The following is a 16345-nucleotide window of genomic DNA, read 5'->3' on the forward strand; positions in this document are numbered from 1 at the left end:
GGTCAGTGGGCGTCGGTGGGGATGGTGCCGAGGCGGCCGGCCTGGAAGTCCTCCATGGCCTGCTGGAGTTCGCGGTGGCTGTTCATGACGAACGGGCCGTAGTGGGCGACGGGTTCGCGGATCGGGAGGCCGCCGAGGAGGACGACCTCGAAGTTGTTGTCGCGGGAGTCCTGCTTCTCGTCGGCGCGCAGGGTGATGGAGTCGCCGTCGCCGAAGACGACGGCCTGGCCCCGGTGGAAGGGGCGCCGCTCCTGTCCGGCGGAGCCGTTGCCGGCGAGGCCGTAGGCGAGGGCGTTGAAGTCGGCGCGCCAGGGCAGGGTGATCTGGGCGCCGGGGTTGATCGAGGCGTGGATCAGGGTGATCGGGGTGAAGGTGGTGCCGGGGCCCTGGTGGCCGTCCAGCTCGCCGGCGATGACGCGCAGGAGCGCGCCGCCGTCCTCGGTGCTGAGCAGCTTGACGCTGCCGCCGCGGATGTCCTGGTACTTGGGGGTGATCATCTTGTCCGAGGCGGGCAGGTTGACCCAGAGCTGGAGGCCGTGGAAGAGGCCGCCGGACCGCACCAGGGACTCCGGCGGGGTCTCGATGTGCAGGAGGCCCGAGCCGGCGGTCATCCACTGGGTGTCGCCGTCGGTGATGGTGCCGCCGCCGCCGTGCGAGTCCCGGTGGATGAACGTTCCGTCAATGATGTAGGTGACGGTTTCGAAGCCGCGGTGCGGGTGCCAGGGGGTGCCCTTGGGCTCGCCGGCGGCGTAGTCCACCTCGCCCATCTGGTCCATCATGATGAACGGGTCGAGGTACTTCTGGTTGATCTTGGCGAAGGCGCGGCGGACGGGGAAGCCCTCGCCCTCGTAGCCCTCGGGGGCGGTGGCGACGGTCAGTACCGGCCGGGCGTTCGCGACGGCCGGGTCCGGCGTGGTCACGCGCGGGAGGGTCAGCGGGTTGTCGACGGTCACGGCGGGCATGTCGGCCTCCTTCGAGGGGGTTGCTCTGGCCTACGTCCACGAGATTAGTTCAACTATCAACAACAAGCAAGTTGAAAGTTGAACTATGTAGGGACGGAGAAGCGCGGGGCTCCCCCTCAGGGTCCGCTATCCGTACATCCGGCGCATGGTGAAGTCGACCATCTGCTCGACGGCCTTGGCGTCGAACACCATCCGGTGCTCGCCCTCCATGTCCAGCGCGAAGCCGTAGCCGGTCGGCAGCAGGTCCAGGACCTCGGCGCCGGTGACGGTGAAGTGCTTGGAGTCCTTGCCGGCGTAGCGGCGCAGCTCCTTCAGCGAGCTGAACATCGGGATCACCGGCGTCGGGGTGTTGTGCAGGGCCAGGAAGCCGGGCCGGTCGCCGCGGGGGCAGTGCACCTTCGAGGTGATGAAGATGGCCTGGAAGTCCTCGACCGCCATCGAGCCGGTGGTGAAGGCCCGGACCGCGTCCGCCAGGGACGGCGGGGAGGGCTCCGGGTACAGCGACTGCTGGGGCGCCTGGCCCTGCGCGCCGTAGGCGTCCGGTCCGGGCATGCCGTTCATGCCCGGCTGCGGACCCGCCTGCTGCTGGTAGGGGTCACCCGGGTATGCGTTCTGGTCATATCCGTACACACGGACAGGCTAGCGGGAGCGCACCCGCCCGCGCTGGCGTCGATCCTGACAAGGAGTGGTCGTCCCGGCTTGTGGGACGTGACCACGTTCATAGCGGATTAACCGTCGGGGGCTTGCCCAAGTTACCGCTGGGTAGCATCATGATGCCTACTGGTGGGTACGGGGCGCCCGAAACGCGGCGGTCTCCCGGAAGCGACGAACCGGAGAAAACGGCCATGGGTCACTACAAGTCCAACCTGCGGGACGTGGAGTTCAACCTCTTCGAGGTGTTCGGTCGCGACCAGGTGTACGGTACCGGCCCGTACGCGGACATGGACGTGGAAACCGCGAAGAACATCCTCAGCGAGATCGCCCGGCTCGCCGAGAACGACCTCGCCGCGTCCTTCACCGACACCGACCGCAACCCGCCGGTCTTCGACCCGGAGACCAACACCGCGCCGATCCCGGCCGCGTTCAAGAAGAGCTACCAGACCTTCATGGACGCCGAGTGGTGGCGCCTGGGCATCCCGGAGTCGATCGGCGGCCAGGTCACCCCGAACTCGCTGATCTGGGCCTTCGCCGAGCAGATCCTGGGCTCCAACCCGGCCATCTGGATGTACTCCTCCGGCCCGGCCTTCGCCGGCGTCATCGCGGACGAGGGCACCGAGGAGCAGCTGGAGGTCGCCAAGCGGATGACCGACCGCCTGTGGGGCTCCACCATGGTCCTCACCGAGCCCGACGCGGGCTCCGACGTGGGCGCCGGCCGCACCAAGGCGATCAAGCAGGAGGACGGCTCCTGGCACATCGAGGGCGTCAAGCGCTTCATCACCTCGGGCGAGCACGACATGTCCGAGAACATCATCCACATGGTGCTGGCCCGCCCCGAGGGCGGTAAGCCGGGCACCAAGGGCCTCGGTCTGTTCATCGTCCCCAAGTACGACTTCGACTGGGAGACCGGCGAGCTCGGCGAGCGCAACGGCGCCTACGCCACCAACGTCGAGCACAAGATGGGCCTCAAGGCCTCGAACACCTGCGAGATGACCTTCGGTGCCAAGCACCCGGCCAAGGGCTGGCTGCTCGGCGAGAAGGTCGACGGCATCCGCCAGATGTTCAAGATCATCGAGTTCGCCCGGATGATGGTCGGCACGAAGGCCATCGCCACCCTCTCCACCGGTTACCTGAACGCCCTGGAGTACGCCAAGGAGCGCGTGCAGGGCGCCGACATCTCGCAGTTCCTGGACAAGACCGCCCCGCGCGTCACCATCACCCACCACCCCGACGTGCGCCGCTCGCTGCTGACCCAGAAGGCCTACGCCGAGGGCATGCGCGCGCTGGTCCTGTTCACCGCGTCGGTCCAGGACGACATGACCGCCGCCAAGCTGCGCGGCGAGACCGACGAGGCCGCCGAGCGCCTCAACGACCTGCTCCTGCCGATCGTCAAGGGCTACGGCTCGGAGAAGTCCTACGAGCAGCTCGCCCAGTCCCTGCAGACCTTCGGTGGCTCCGGCTACCTGCAGGAGTACCCGATCGAGCAGTACATCCGCGACGCCAAGATCGACACCCTCTACGAGGGCACCACGGCGATCCAGGGCCAGGACTTCTTCTTCCGCAAGATCGTCAAGGACGGCGGCCAGGCGCTGGCCGCGCTGTCCGAGCAGATCCAGAAGTTCCTCGCCTCCGCCGAGGGCGGCGACGCCCTGGCCGCCGAGCGCGAGCTGCTCGCCAAGGCCGCCGGCGACCTGGAGGCCATCGTCGGCAAGCTCATCGCCGACCTGACCTCGGTCGAGCAGGACGTCAAGAACATGTACAAGGTGGGCCTCAACACCACCCGCCTGCTGATGGTCTCCGGCGACGTCGTCGTCGGCTGGCTGCTGCTGCGTCAGGCCGCGGTGGCGCTGGCCAAGCTGGAGGCCGGCGCCTCCGAGAAGGACGTGCCGTTCTACCAGGGCAAGGTCGCGGCCGCCCGCTTCTTCGCCAAGAACGTCCTCCCGACCATCGCCCCGCAGCGGGCGATCGCCGAGGGCATCGACAACGAGATCATGGAGCTGGCGGAGGAGGCCTTCTAAGGTCCCGCACCTCTTCTGACCGCCTGACGACACCCTCGCACCGAAGGGCCCGGCTGCCACCGGGCCCTTCGGTGTTTCCCGGTGTTTCCGGGCGGAGGTTTCCGGGCGGAGGTTCCCGGGTTTTCCGGGTGAAGTCCCGTTCGCCGGCGAGGGGTTCGGAGGCGTTCCGCTGACGGTGTGCGACCGCCGGGGATCAGGGGGTGAGGGGGCCGGTGAGGTGCGGGTTCACGGACGTGTCCGGGGTCCGCATCCGTTGTGAGGCAACGAATGCCATGTCCGTGTACGGGCATATGCTCAGGGTGCGAAGCCGATCCCCCATCCGGCTTTCGGCCCTCCCTCGACCCTGGAGCAGTATGTCGACCGCCGCCCGCCGGGCATTCTTCGACCGGACGCACACCGACGACCTGATCGCGTTCCTCGGCACGTCGCCGTCCCCGTACCACGCGGTCGCGAGCGCCGCCGAGCGCCTGGAGAAGGCGGGCTTCCGTCAGGTCGCCGAGACGGACGCCTGGGACGGGGCGGCCGGTGGGCGCTACCTGATCCGCGGCGGCGCGCTGATCGCCTGGTACCTGCCGGAGGGGGCCGGACCGGAGACGCCGTTCCGGATCGTCGGTACCCACACCGACTCGCCCAACCTGCGGGTGAAGCCGGTGCCGGACACCGGCTCGGCCGGGTGGCGCCAGGTCGCGGTGGAGATCTACGGCGGGGTGCCGCTGAACACCTGGCTGGACCGGGACCTCGGCCTGTCCGGCAGACTCGCGCTGACGGACGGCACCGCGCGGCTCGTCCAGCTGGACGAGCCGCTGCTGCGCGTGCCCCAGCTCGCCATCCACCTGGACCGCCAGGTCAACGACGGCATGAAGCTCGACCGGCAGCGCCACCTCACCCCGATCTGGGGCCTCGGCCCGGTGGACGAGGGCTCGCTGATCGCCTACGTCGCCGAGCGGGCCGGGCTGGCCGCCGAGGACGTGGCCGGCTGGGACCTGATGACCCACGACGTCCAGCCCGCCTCCTACCTGGGCCGCGACCGCGAGCTGCTGGCCGGCCCGCGACTGGACAACCTGCTCTCGGTGCACGCCGCGACGGCCGCGCTGGCCGCCGCCGTCACGGGCGGCGCCGAGCTGCCGTACATCCCGGTGCTGGCCGCCTTCGACCACGAGGAGACCGGCAGCGAGTCCGACACCGGCGCGCAGAGCCCGCTGCTCGGCAACGTGCTGGACCGGACGATCCACGCCCGCGGCGGCTCCACCGAGGACCGGGCCCGGGCGCTGGCCGGCACCGTCTGCCTCTCCTCGGACATGGGCCACGCCGTGCACCCGAACTACTCGGAGCGGCACGAGCCGGGCCACCACCCGCTGCCGAACAACGGGCCGATCCTCAAGGTGAACGTCAACAACCGCTACGCGACCGACGGCGTCGGCCGGGCGGTGTTCGCGGCCGCCTGCGAGAAGGCCGGCGTGCCGTGGCAGAGCTTCGTGTCCAACAACGCGATGCCCTGCGGTACGACGATCGGTCCGATCACGGCGGCGCGCCTCGGCATCAAGACGGTGGACTGCGGCATCGCGGCGCTGTCCATGCACTCGGCGCGCGAGCTGTGCGGGGCGGAGGACCCGTACCTGCTGGCGAGCGCGATCAAGGCCTTCCTGGAGGGCTGAGGACGGTGAACGCGCAGGGGCCCGCCGCGGTGATCGCGGCGGGCCCCTGCGCGTCGGAGGGCTACTCCATGCCGGCCAGGACCAGCGGGAGGCGGCGGACGCCGTCGGCGACCAGCTTCACCGGCACGCCCCAGTCCTGCTGGTGCACGTGGCAGGCCGGGTACTCGATCTCCGGGTCGTCGTCGCAGGAGGCGGCCATCGCGGAGACGTGCAGCACGCCCTCGGCGACCGCGTCGGAGAGCACCAGCTCGCGGGAGAGGTCGCTGTCCGCGCCCGCGCCGGAGAGCAGCAGTTCGGGCGGGGTCGCGCTGACCAGCAGCCGGGTGGACGGGCCGTAGCGCTCGTCCAGCTTCTGGCCGCTGGGCGCCTCGAAGACCACGTCCAGCCGCAGGGCGCCCGGCGCGACCTCGGTGGCGGCGCGCCGGGTGCGGTGCGCGACCGACTCGACCCGGACCGCCTCCTCCGGCAGCCGCAGCCTGGTCAGCCGGTGCCGGGCCGACTCGACCACCACGATGTCGTCGTCCACCAGCACCGCCCCGGAGGGCTCGCGCAGGTCGGTGGCCAGGGTGGTGACCTCGCCGCTCGCCGGGTCGAAGCGGCGCAGCGCGTGGTTGTAGGTGTCGCTGACGGCCACCGAGCCGTCCGGCAGCACGGTGACGCCCAGCGGGTGCTGGAGCAGGGCCTGTTCGGCGGCGCCGTCGCGGTGGCCGAAGTCGAACAGGCCGGTGCCGACGGCGGTCCGGACCGTGGTCGTGCCGTCGGTTTCACGTGAAACGAAGCGCAGCGCGGAGGTCTCGGAGTCGGCGACCCAGAGCGTCCCGCCGTCCGCGGAGACGGCCAGGCCGGACGGCTGGGCGAACCAGGCCTCGGCGGCCGGGCCGTCCACCAGGCCCTCGTTGGTGGTGCCGGCCGCGACGCCGACCGTGTCGGTCGCCGGGTCGTACGCCCACAGCTGGTGCACGCCGGCCATCGCGATCCACACCCGGCCGTCGAACCAGGCGACGTCCCAGGGCGAGGAGAGGTCCACCTCGCGGGCCGGGCCCTCGGTGGCCGAGCCCTGCCACCACTGGCGGCCGGTGCCGGCCAGGGTGGTGACGCTGCCGTCGGCCAGCCGCACGCCGCGCAGCGCGTGGTTCACGGTGTCGGCGACGATCACGTCGTAATCGCCGCCCGCCGGGAGCAGGGCCAGGCCCTGGGGCTCGCTGAACCGGGGGCTGGTGCCGTCCACCAGGCCGCGCTGCCCGTCGCCGATCCGGCGGACCACCGTCTCGCCGTCCTCGGCCAGCTCGACCAGGCTGTGGTGGCCGGAGTCGGCGACCAGGAAGTGGCCGTTCGGCAGCCGCAGCGCCTTGCCGGGGAACTTGAGGTCGTCGGTGCTCGGCTCGGGCGCCACGTACGGGCCGTCGCCGCGCCGCAGGGTGCCCTTGGCCGCGTGCTCCGCCTCCAGCTCGGCCACCAGGCGGGCGATCGCGTGGGCGTGGCCCTCACCGGCGTGCTGGGCCACCACGTAGCCCTCGGGGTCGATCACCACCAGCGTCGGCCAGGCGCGGACGGCGTACTGCTTCCAGGTCGCCAGCTCCGGGTCGTCCAGCACCGGGTGGTGCACCTCGTAGCGGGCGACCGCGTCGACGACGGCCTGGTGGTCGGCCTCGTGCACGAACTTCGGCGAGTGCACCCCGACGATCACCACGGTGTCGCGGTGCCGCTCCTCCAGCTCGCGGAGCTCGTCCAGGACGTGCAGACAGTTGATGCAGCAGAAGGTCCAGAAGTCCAGGACGGTGATCTTGCCCCGGAAGTCGGCGAGGGTGAGCTCCTTGCCGCCGGTGTTCAGCCAACCGCCTGCCCCGACCAGCTCGGGGGCGCGTACACGTGCACGAGATGCCATGCCCTCATCCAACCGCATCGGTGGGGGACGGCATTCCGGGGCGGGCGGGGAACGGGTGTCAGGGCTGCGGGAGCTCGGCCTGCCAGCGGACCTCGCCGTCCTGGCGGTGCGGGGTGGGGCGCAGGCCGAGGGCGCGGGCGATCCGGGCGGAGGCGTGGTGCTCGGGGTGGATGTGGGCGACGGCGGTGGTGGTGCCGGTGGCGGCGAGGTGGTCGAGGAGGGCGCGGGCCGCCTCGGTGGCCAGGCCTCGGCCCTGCCACGGGGTGCCGACCACCCAGGCGAGTTCGGCCTCCGACGGGCCGACGGTGGCCTGGACGTAGCCGACCAGGGCGCCGTCGGCGCGCAGCCGGAGCACCCAGTTGCCCCAGAGCACGGCCGGGTCGGGGGAGCCGGCGGCGAGCCGGGCGCAGCGGGCGCGCTGCTCCTCGGGGGTGGCCGGGCGGCCGCCGGTGAAGGTGTGCAGGGCCGGGTCGGCCAGGGCGGCGGCGAGCTCCCCGGCGTGCTCGGGGCCGAGCGGGAGGAGGTCGAGGCGCTCGCTGCGGAGCGGGACGAGGGGGTCGGTGCGCATGGCGGTATTGAAGCGCTTCGGCCGGCGGCCCGGCGCGGCGGTGCCCGGCGGCGGGCGGGGGCTCGGGTCGAATGGGTGGTTCGAGTCCGACGACGGAGGAGGCTGTGGTGCGGTACCTGGTCAGGGAGAAGCTGTTCGCGGTCGGCGACGACTACTGGATCGAGGACGACCGGGGGCACAAGGCCTACCTGGTGGACGGCAAGGTGCTGCGGCTGCGGCACACCTTCGAGCTGAAGGACGCGCACGGGCACCTGGTGGCGGTGGTGCGGGAGAAGATGCTCACCGTCCGTGACGCGATGAAGATCGAGGACGCCGACGGCGAGGTGGTGGCCACCGTCCGGGAGAAGCTGTTCACCCCGTTCCGGGACAAGTACCTGGTGGAGCTGGCCGGCGGCGGCGAACTGAGGATCCACGGGGACCTGATCGACAAGGACTACCGGATCGAGAACCACCAGGGGCACCAGCTCGCCCGGATCTCCCGCAAGTGGTTCCGGGTCCGCGACACCTACGGGGTCGAGATCTCGGACGGCGCCGACACCGGGCTGCTGCTCGCCGTCGCGGCCTGCGTCGACCACCTGGTGCAGGAGGAGCACTGAGTCAACCGTTGAGGACGTGGTCCCGGCCCCAGGCGCCCAGCGGGGCCAGGGCCGCGTTCAACCGTCGCCCCGCGTCGGTGAGGGCGTACTCGACCCGGGGCGGCACCTCCTCGTAGGCCTCCCGGTGCACGATGCCGTCCGCCTCCAGCTCGCGCAGGTGGGCGGCCAGCACCTTCTCGGTGATCCCCGGCACCAGGCGGCGCAGCTCGCCGAAGCGGCAGTGCGGGCGCTCGCCGAGGGCCCACAGGACGAGCACCTTCCATTTGCCGCCGATCACGTCCATCGCGGCGTCGATCCCGCAGACGTGCGCCCCCGGCCTCGGCACGGTCGCCATGCCCACCCCTTCCGACCTCGTCGCTCACCCCAGGGTAACCGCCCACTCCGAAGTGCGTACTTGATCACGGTCGGGGGCGGGGCGAGGCTGATCGGCATGGGAGAGAAGACAGTTGAGAGTGTGCGCAAGGCCCCGGTGGTGCTGCTCGGGGCCGGGGCGATGGGGGCCGCGCTGGGCCGGGCCTGGCTGGCGGCCGGGCATCCGCTGACGGTCTGGAACCGGACGGCGGTGCGGGCCGCGGCGCTCGCCGGGGAGGGCGCCGCGGTGGCCTCCTCGGTGGCCGAGGCGGTCGCGGGCGGGCGGTTGGTGGTGGTCTGCCTGCTGGACGACGAGTCGGTCGAACAGGCTCTGGCAGGCGTGGAGTTGGCCGGGAAGGACGTGGTCAACCTGGTCACCGGCACCCCCGGTCAGGCCCGCGCCCGGGCCGCCTGGGCCGAGCGCCGGGGTGCCCGTTACCTGGACGGCGGGATCATGGCGGTGCCGCCGATGATCGGGGTTCCGGCGGCCGGGGCGTACGTGTTCTACAGCGGCTCGGGGGAGTTGTTCGAGGAGCACCGGGAGGTGCTGGCGGTGCCGGCCGGGGTCCGGTACGTGGGGGCGGACGCCGGGGCGGCGGCGCTGCACGACGTGGCGCTGCTCAGCGCGATGTACGGGATGCTCGGCGGGATCGCCCACGCCTTCGCGCTGGTGCGGGGCGAGGCCATCGCGCCCGTCGAACTGGCGCCGCTGCTGACGGGCTGGCTCACCGCGATGGCCGGATCGGTCGAACGGACCGCCGGGCAGCTGGAGAGCGGGGACTACACCACGGGGGTGGTCTCCAACCTGGCGATGCAGGTGGCGGGGCAGGAGACGCTGCTGCGGACCGCGGAGGAGCAGCGGGTGAGCGTCGAACTGCTGTCCCCGTACTTCCGGTTGATGGCGCACCGGCTGGCGCTCGGCAACGGCGCCGAGGACCTGACCGGCGTGGTCGACCTGCTGCGCCGGTGAGGGCCGGCCGGTAACGTACCGGCATGGCTGACCTTGAAGAACGCGCCAATGTCGTCGCGTCCGGCTCACGGGGGACCGGGGCGGGGGTGGGCGTCCGCCGGCGCCGCGCCGCCGACCTCGCCGACTGCGTACGGGCCCTGGGCGACGTCCACAGCACCGACGGCTACCCGGCCGAATGGCCGGACCGGCCCGCCGCCTGGCTCACCCCGGACGGCCTGCTGGCCGCCTGGGTGGCCGAGGTGGACGGCCGGGTCGCCGGCCACGTCGGGCTGCTCCGCAGCGGGCCGGGCGAACTGGCGCCCGAACTGTGGAGCCGACGGACCGGGGGGAGACCGGAACTCACCGCCGTGATCGGCCGGTTGTACGTCGCCCCGGCGGCGCGCGGCCGGGAGGCCGGCGCCCGGCTGCTGGCGGGCGCCGTGGCGCACGCGCGGGCGCTCGGGCTGCAGCCGGTGCTCGACGTGCTCGCGACGGACACCGCCGCCCTGGCCCTCTACCGCCGGCTCGGCTGGACCGCGCTCGGCAGCGGCGAACAGCGGTGGGCCTCCGGCCGCACGGTCGTCGTCCACTGCTTCGCGGCACCGAGGGACTGACCCGGCCGCCGGGGTGGCCACCGGGCCCGGCCGGATGGTCGCCCTAGACCAGGATGATCTCGACGCCCTGTTCGAGGCCGGTGAAGTCGGCTCCGTTCCGGGTGTAGAGCGGAAGGCCGTGAGCGGCGGCCGTGGCTGCGATCATCAGATCCATGCGGCGCGGGCGGGGGTCCCGCTTGGCCTGGATCGTGAGCGCGACCAGCGTGCCGAAACGCCGAGCCGCCTCACGGTCGAACGGCAGGGCCGCGAACTCGGCCTCGACGTCGGCGAGTCGCTGGGCTCGGGCCAGCATCTGCACCGGCTCCTTCGCCATGGCCACGCCTTGGGCGAGCTCGGCCAGCACGATCGACGACACGGCCGCGTCGATCGGCAGGAGCTGCGGGTCGATCTGCGGAAGGTCGATGACGACGCAGGTGTCGAGTAGGCCGCGTTGGCGTCGCTCGGTCACGCCTGCTCCCAGGGGTCGTCGCCGCCGACCCGGTCCTCGTCGCCGTAGAAGGCGTCGGCTTCGGCACGCAGCTCCGCCGCGTCGACGGCGGGCGCGTTCCGCCACTTTCGCTGGAGTTCTTCCACGGGGACGAAGCGGCGGCGACTGCCGATCGGACGGACCTCGGCGATCTCGGTGCCGTTGCGGGTGATGTGGTAGATCTCGCCGGCCTCGACGTCGTCGAGCACGGCCTTGGACCGCGCTGCGAGTTCGCGCTGCGTGATGGTCTTCATGCGGCCATTGTATCGCGATGTAATGCACTGTGTAGCGGTACCAGGATCCGGGAGGGGGCGGGCTGCGGGGTAGTCCGGGGCGCGGCGGTGGCAGGACCGTCCCCGTGGGCGCCTTCCCGGTGGGACCTGCGCGGTGGGGCCTTCCGGCGCGGGATCCCCCTGGCGGGGGAGCGGGGTGGCTACGGAGGGGGAGGCCGGGGCCGGGCGGTCGGGGTGAGCCTGGGGGCATGACGGAGCGTGGGTGGGCGGCGGCCGGGTGGGGCGTCGGGTACGGGGGGTTCGGGCTGGGTTGTGCGCTGAGCGGGACGGCGCTGTGGGGCGTCGGCTGGGCGGGGTGGGTGGTCGCCGGGGTGGGGGCGGCCGCGGTCGGGGCGGGGTGGCGGGCGGTGCGGCGGCCGGCCGGGTGGTCGACCCGGGTGTTGTGGCTGCTGTGCGGGCTGGCGGTGGTGGGGGCCTGGAGCCTGCTGATGGACGTGGTGGCGCTGCTGTTCGGGCAGGGCGTGGACAGCGTGCCGGACGCGGTGCAGAAGGCGTCGGCGGGGGCGGGGGCGCTGGTGCTGGCCGGGGCCGCGCGGGGTCGGGATCGGGGGCGGGGTCGGCCGGCTCCGGTGGCGGCTCCGGCGGCGGCCCCCGGGGTCGTCCAACTCGCCGCCTGGGCCGGGAGCCTGGCGTTCCTGCCGTACGTGGTGATGAAGCTGGTCTGGGCGTTCGGCGGCAGCTTCGCCGGGATCAGCGGCGAGCAGATGGACGCGAGTTACGTGCGCAACGGCTCCTCCGGGCTGTGGCTCGCGCTGGAGCGCCGGGGGCTGGACGGGACGGTGCTGCTGGCGGCGGTCGGGGTGTTCCTGCTGTGGGGGTTGGTGCGGCCGTGGGGGCAGGTGTTCCCGCGCTGGACCCTGCCGCTGCGCGGGCGCCGCGTCCCGCGCTGGCTGCCGTTGACCCCGGCGCTGCTGGGGGCGGCCACGCTGGTGCCGTACGGGCTGGTCGGGCTCGGCTACCTGGCGCTGTGCACGCTCGGGGTGGTCGGGATCCGGCAGGGCGAGCTGGCCACGCCGGAGCAGGCGCTGCAGGTGGCCTGGGTGGGGGCGGCGGCCTTCGCGGGGTACGGGGTGGCGCTGGCGGTGGCGGCCCGGTGGTACTGGCGGCGGACGCGGGAAGGGGGTGAGGGTGGGGATGGCTGCCGAGGTGTTTGCTGAGGCGGCAAGAAAGCTTGCCGATACCGGATGGTCGGTCGCAGCCTGGCGGTGGAGGTGAGCGACGATGAACGAGAACGGTAGGGCCGAGGGCCATGACGTGGTGGTGGTCGGCGCCGGCGCGGCGGGACTGAGCGCAGCCCTGGTGCTGGGCCGGGCCCGGCGGCGGGTCGCGGTGGTCGACGCGGGGGAACCGCGCAACGCCCCCGCCGCCCACATGCAGGGCTTCCTCAGCCGGGACGGCATGCCGCCGGCCGCGCTGCTGGCGGTCGGCCGGGAGGAGGTCGCCCGCTACGGGGTGGACCTGATCGACGGCCGGGTGGAGCACATCGAGCCCGCCGGGCCCGCCGAGTCCGGCTTCACGGTCCACCTGGCGGGCGGGCCGGTGCTGCACGCCCGCCGGGTGGTGGTGGCCACCGGGCTGCGGGACGACCTGCCGGAGCTGCCCGGCCTGGCCGAGCGCTGGGGCAAGGACGTGCTGCACTGCCCGTACTGCCACGGCTGGGAGGTCCGCGACCGCCCGCTCGGCGTGCTCGGCACCGGCCCGTGGGCGGTGAACCAGGCGCTGCTGGTGCGGCAGTGGTCGGCGGACCTGGTGCTGTTCGCGCACACCCTGGAACTGACCGGCGCCGATCGGGAGCGGCTGGCGGCGCGCGGTGTCCGGGTGGTCGAGGGACGGATCGTCCGGTTGGTGGCCGACGGCGGGCGGCTGCGCGGGATCGAGCTCGCGAGCGGCGAAGTGGTGCCGCGCGAGGCCGTGTTCGTCTTCCCGCAGCCGGTTCCCCGGGACGCACTGCTGTTCGGCCTGGACTGCGCCCGGGACGACCACGGCTGGGTCACCACCGACCGGACCGGGCGCACCAGCGTGCCCGGCGTCTGGGCGGTCGGCAACGTCGCCGACCCGCGCGCCCAGGTGGTGGTCGCCGCCGGGACGGGCGCGGCGGCCGCCTTCGACCTCAACCACGACCTGGTGGACGAGGAGATCGGACGGGCGGTCGCGCTGGGCCGCGCGTCCGGCGTCGCGCTGCCCGCCTGAGCGGCGAGGCTTTCGTCGAACCACGACACGAACGGAGAAGGGGTACGTCATGGACGCGCACAAGGATCACGGGCACGGGCACGGGCAGGTTCACGGGCACGGGCAGGTTCACGGGGGCGGGCACGGACACGGGGGTGGACACGCGCACGCGCACGGGCAGGTGCCGGCGGCCGACTTCGACTGGGACGCCATGGCGGCGCACCTGGAACTGGAGGCCGACCTGCGGGCCGACGCCGTCACCGAGGCCGGGCGCTGGCTGGCCGGGCTCGCCGGGGACGGCGCGGTGCGCCGGGTGCTCGACGTCGGGGCCGGGCCCGGGGTGATCGCCGGGCTGCTCGCCGAGGTGTTCCCGGCGGCGGAGGTGGTGGCCGTCGACCAGTCGGCGGCGCTGCTGGAGCGGGCCCGGGCCCGCTCGGGCGGCCGACTGGGCACTCAACAGGCCGACCTGCCCGAGGAGTTCGACAAGCTGGGGGAGGCGGACCTGATCTGGTCCGGCAACGCCATCCACCACCTCGGCGACCAGCAGGCCGCGCTCGGAGCGCTGGCCGGCCGGCTGCGGCCCGGCGGACTGCTCGCCGTCGCCGAGAGCGGGCTGCCGGCGCGGTACCTGCCCCGGGACTTCGGGCTGGGACGGCCCGGCTTCCAGGCCCGGGTGGACGCGGCCAACGAGGACGGCTTCGCCACGATGCGGGCCGAACTGCCGGACACCACCGAGGAGATCGAGGACTGGCCGGCCATGCTGCGGCGGGCCGGGCTGCGGGACGGTGGCACCCGGACCTTCCTGGTCGACCACCCGGCGCCGCTGGCCGGGCCGTTCCGGGAGTACCTGCACACCCGACTGGTGCGGCGGCACGACCAGTTGGCCGAGGCCCTCGGGGAGGAGGACCGGGCGACGCTGGAGGTGCTGATCGACCGGCAGGAGCCGCGGGGGATCCTGCGGCGGTCGGACGCCTTCTACCTCTCGGCGATGACGGTGCACGTGGGGCGGCGGGACTGAGGGGCGGCGGGACTGAGGCGAGCCGGGGCTCAGGGGGCGACGTCCAGGAAGGCCAGGACGGCGAGCACCCGGCGGTGGTCCTCCTCCGAGGGGGGCAGGTCGAGCTTGAGGAAGATGTTGGCGGTGTGCTTCTTCACCGCCCGTTCGGTGATCACCATCCGCTCGGCGATCGCCCCGTTCGACCGCCCCTCCGCCATCAGTTCCAGCACCTCGCGCTCCCGCGGGGTCAGGCGCTCCAGCGGCTTCTTGCGTTCGGTGTTGCTGACCAGCATCGCGATCACCTGGGGGTCCAGTGCGGTGCCGCCGGCCGCGACCCGGTGGACCGTCTCGACGAACTGGTCGGGGTCGAAGACCCGGTCCTTCAGCAGGTAGCCGATCGCGCCGCTGCCGTCGGCGAGCAACTCCTTGGCGTAGAGCTGCTCGACGTACTGGGACAGCACGAGCACCGGCAGCCCGGGGATCTGCCGGCGCGCCTCCAGAGCCGCCTGCAGGCCCTCGTCGGTGAACGTCGGGGGCAGTCGTACGTCGACGACGGCCACGTCCGGGCGTTCGGTGAGGAGGGCCTGCAGGAGGTCCGGTCCGGTGTCCACCGCGGCCACGACCTCGAAGTCGTAGGCCTGCAGCATCCGGATCAGACCGTCCCTCAGGAGGAAGAGGTCCTCCGCGAGTACAACTCGCACGGCAGCTCCATCGTCAGGGTCGTGGGGCCGCCGAGCGGGCTGCGGACGGCCAGGACTCCGTCGAAGGTAGCAAGCCGGCGCTCCAGGCCGCGCAGGCCGGTGCCGCGGGAGGGGTCGGCGCCACCGGTGCCGTCGTCCGTGACCTGGGCCTTCAGCGTGCCGTTCTCGTACCAGAGTTGGACGTCGACGTGGTGGGCGCCGGAGTGCTTGGCGGCGTTGGTGAGCGCCTCGGAGACGGCGAAGTAGAGGGCGGACTCGACCGGGGCGTCCGGGCGGCCGGGCAGGTCGGCGGAGACGGAGACGTCCAGCGGGCTGTCCATGCCCAGGGCCCGGACGGCGTCGGCGAGACCGCGGTCGGCCAGTACCGGCGGGTGGATGCCGCGGACCAGGTCGCGCAGCTCGTTGAGGGCGGAGGCGGAGGCCTGGCGGGTCTCGGCGAGCAGCTGCTTGGCGGCCTCCGGGTCCCGCTCGACCAGCCGCTCGGCGACGCCCAGGTTCATGCCCATGGCCACCAGTCGGGCCTGGGCCCCGTCGTGCAGGTCCCGCTCGATCCGGCGCAGTTCGGCGGCCTGGCTGGTCAGCGCGTCGCGCCGGGTCTCGGTGAGGTGGGCGACCTTGCGCTCGGCGGCCAGCGCCTCGGCGCGGGCGGTCGGACCGAGCAGCGCCTTGGCGAACGCGGTGTGGCCGCGCACCGCGCCGGGGGCGATCGCCAGGCCGGCCAGCATCACCGGGACGCCGAGCAGGGCGGCGGTGCCGGCCGTGCCGGAGTCGGTGACGTGCATCCAGAGGTACCAGGTGTTGCCGCCGTGGTCGGCGATCGACTGCCAGAACTGCGGCAGCACCAGGCCGAAGACGCCGTAGGCCACCACCAGCAGCGGGAGCAGCGCCATCGTGAGGCCGATGACCGGGTCGACGAGCAGCCAGAGCAGGTCGCGCCAGGTGGCCTGGTCGGCCAGCATCGCCTGGCAGCGCTGCCAGGCGCCCTTGAAGCCCGGCCCGGCCTCCGGCAGCGGCTGGTAGGGGTCCTTGATCTCGACCCCGGACCAGCGGGCGGCGAGCCCGCGGCGCAGCCCGGCCAGCGCCCGGACGGCCAGGACGGTGGGCGGCACCAGCAGCACGCCGACCCCGAGGCCGACGAAGGCGGCGGCCACCGTCGCGGCGGTGAGCAGGGCGAGTTGGGGCACCGCGAAGGCGGCCAGGGCCGGGCCGCGGAGGAGGGCGGCGACGGCGCCCCGCAGGACGCCGAGCGGGTTCCGCCGTCCGGTCCGGCCGGACGTGGTGTCGGTGTTCTGCACGTTGTTCACGACTCCCGTGGTGATGCTGCTGGTCATGGCCGCTCGGTCCCTTCCGTGACGGCCTCGCGGCCGGTATCCCTACCCGTTGCTTGCTGACGACATCCAGACTGCCGTCCGCCGCCGCTCCGATCACTGGGCCCTGGACCCCTGTTGGTGGTACCTGGGTACA

At 73.1% G+C, this 16345-nt stretch carries 17 protein-coding genes; 8 read left to right on the plus strand and 9 right to left on the minus strand.

Annotation, left to right across the window (positions count from 1 at the left end; all coding sequences use genetic code 11):
* Window positions 1–2: 2 nt before the first annotated feature.
* The gene (locus ACIP4P_RS32480; RefSeq protein WP_400924616.1) at window positions 3–962 is read right to left on the minus strand and encodes a pirin family protein; all 960 of its coding nucleotides are present in this window, start codon (window positions 960–962) and stop codon (window positions 3–5) included.
* Between the two features lie 126 nt (window positions 963–1088).
* Window positions 1089–1592 carry an SseB family protein gene (locus tag ACIP4P_RS32485; protein WP_380413491.1) on the minus strand — a complete coding sequence of 168 codons (504 nt, stop codon included), beginning with the start codon at window positions 1590–1592 and terminating at the stop codon, window positions 1089–1091.
* 215 nt (window positions 1593–1807) lie between these two features.
* Between ACIP4P_RS32485 and ACIP4P_RS32490 the strand changes: the two genes are divergently transcribed.
* Window positions 1808–3637 carry an acyl-CoA dehydrogenase gene (locus ACIP4P_RS32490; RefSeq protein WP_350516112.1) on the plus strand — a complete coding sequence of 610 codons (1830 nt, stop codon included), beginning with the start codon at window positions 1808–1810 and terminating at the stop codon, window positions 3635–3637.
* 353 nt (window positions 3638–3990) lie between these two features.
* Entirely contained in the window at window positions 3991–5292 is a 1302-nt protein-coding gene (locus ACIP4P_RS32495; RefSeq protein ID WP_400924619.1) for a M18 family aminopeptidase, read from the plus strand.
* Between the two features lie 61 nt (window positions 5293–5353).
* On the opposite strand, the gene ACIP4P_RS32500 is transcribed toward ACIP4P_RS32495, so the two are convergent.
* Window positions 5354–7177, minus strand: a complete 1824-nt coding sequence (locus ACIP4P_RS32500; protein ID WP_400924621.1) for an NHL domain-containing thioredoxin family protein — start codon at window positions 7175–7177, stop codon at window positions 5354–5356.
* Between the two features lie 58 nt (window positions 7178–7235).
* Window positions 7236–7745, minus strand: a complete 510-nt coding sequence (locus tag ACIP4P_RS32505) for a GNAT family N-acetyltransferase (protein WP_400924623.1) — start codon at window positions 7743–7745, stop codon at window positions 7236–7238.
* A 107-nt stretch (window positions 7746–7852) separates the two neighbouring features.
* Here ACIP4P_RS32505 and ACIP4P_RS32510 point away from each other — a divergent pair, with 107 nt between their 5' ends.
* Window positions 7853–8341, plus strand: coding sequence for an LURP-one-related family protein (locus ACIP4P_RS32510; RefSeq protein ID WP_350516116.1), 489 nt, complete (start codon window positions 7853–7855; stop codon window positions 8339–8341).
* A 1-nt stretch (window position 8342) separates the two neighbouring features.
* On the opposite strand, the gene ACIP4P_RS32515 is transcribed toward ACIP4P_RS32510, so the two are convergent.
* The gene (locus ACIP4P_RS32515; protein WP_400924626.1) at window positions 8343–8675 is read right to left on the minus strand and encodes a winged helix-turn-helix transcriptional regulator; all 333 of its coding nucleotides are present in this window, start codon (window positions 8673–8675) and stop codon (window positions 8343–8345) included.
* 96 nt (window positions 8676–8771) lie between these two features.
* On the opposite strand from ACIP4P_RS32515, the gene ACIP4P_RS32520 reads away from it, so the two are divergent.
* Entirely contained in the window at window positions 8772–9662 is an 891-nt protein-coding gene (locus tag ACIP4P_RS32520; RefSeq protein ID WP_400924628.1) for an NAD(P)-binding domain-containing protein, read from the plus strand.
* A 23-nt stretch (window positions 9663–9685) separates the two neighbouring features.
* Entirely contained in the window at window positions 9686–10255 is a 570-nt protein-coding gene (locus ACIP4P_RS32525; RefSeq protein ID WP_400924630.1) for a GNAT family N-acetyltransferase, read from the plus strand.
* A gap of 43 nt (window positions 10256–10298) precedes the next feature.
* Here the strand turns inward: ACIP4P_RS32525 and ACIP4P_RS32530 are convergent, their stop codons facing one another.
* Together ACIP4P_RS32530 and ACIP4P_RS32535 are read right to left on the minus strand one after the other, a co-directional pair.
* Window positions 10299–10703: a type II toxin-antitoxin system VapC family toxin gene (locus tag ACIP4P_RS32530; protein WP_400924632.1), complete on the minus strand. Its 405-nt coding sequence runs from the start codon at window positions 10701–10703 to the stop codon at window positions 10299–10301.
* Window positions 10700–10975 (minus strand): type II toxin-antitoxin system Phd/YefM family antitoxin, encoded by a 276-nt coding sequence (locus tag ACIP4P_RS32535; protein WP_400924634.1) that lies wholly within the window; start codon window positions 10973–10975, stop codon window positions 10700–10702. Before ACIP4P_RS32535 ends, ACIP4P_RS32530 begins: the two co-directional genes overlap by 4 nt.
* Before the next feature lie 227 nt (window positions 10976–11202).
* Here ACIP4P_RS32535 and ACIP4P_RS32540 point away from each other — a divergent pair, with 227 nt between their 5' ends.
* The 3 genes from ACIP4P_RS32540 (at window position 11203) to ACIP4P_RS32550 (ending at window position 14201) form a co-directional block, all read left to right on the plus strand.
* Window positions 11203–12171, plus strand: a complete 969-nt coding sequence (locus ACIP4P_RS32540) for a hypothetical protein (RefSeq protein WP_400924636.1) — start codon at window positions 11203–11205, stop codon at window positions 12169–12171.
* A 64-nt stretch (window positions 12172–12235) separates the two neighbouring features.
* Window positions 12236–13204, plus strand: a complete 969-nt coding sequence (locus ACIP4P_RS32545; RefSeq protein WP_400924638.1) for an NAD(P)/FAD-dependent oxidoreductase — start codon at window positions 12236–12238, stop codon at window positions 13202–13204.
* A 160-nt stretch (window positions 13205–13364) separates the two neighbouring features.
* Window positions 13365–14201: a class I SAM-dependent methyltransferase gene (locus ACIP4P_RS32550; RefSeq protein ID WP_400924640.1), complete on the plus strand. Its 837-nt coding sequence runs from the start codon at window positions 13365–13367 to the stop codon at window positions 14199–14201.
* 29 nt (window positions 14202–14230) lie between these two features.
* On the opposite strand, the gene ACIP4P_RS32555 is transcribed toward ACIP4P_RS32550, so the two are convergent.
* Complete coding sequence (locus ACIP4P_RS32555; RefSeq protein WP_350516122.1) at window positions 14231–14881, minus strand: response regulator transcription factor; 651 nt, start codon at window positions 14879–14881, stop codon at window positions 14231–14233.
* On the minus strand, window positions 14845–16212 hold the full coding sequence (locus tag ACIP4P_RS32560; protein WP_400924642.1) for a sensor histidine kinase: 1368 nt from the start codon (window positions 16210–16212) through the stop codon (window positions 14845–14847). Before ACIP4P_RS32560 ends, ACIP4P_RS32555 begins: the two co-directional genes overlap by 37 nt.
* Window positions 16213–16345 lie beyond the last annotated feature (133 nt).

The sequence above is a fragment of the Kitasatospora sp. NPDC089509 genome (genome assembly GCF_044749365.1).
GTDB lineage: Bacteria > Actinomycetota > Actinomycetes > Streptomycetales > Streptomycetaceae > Kitasatospora.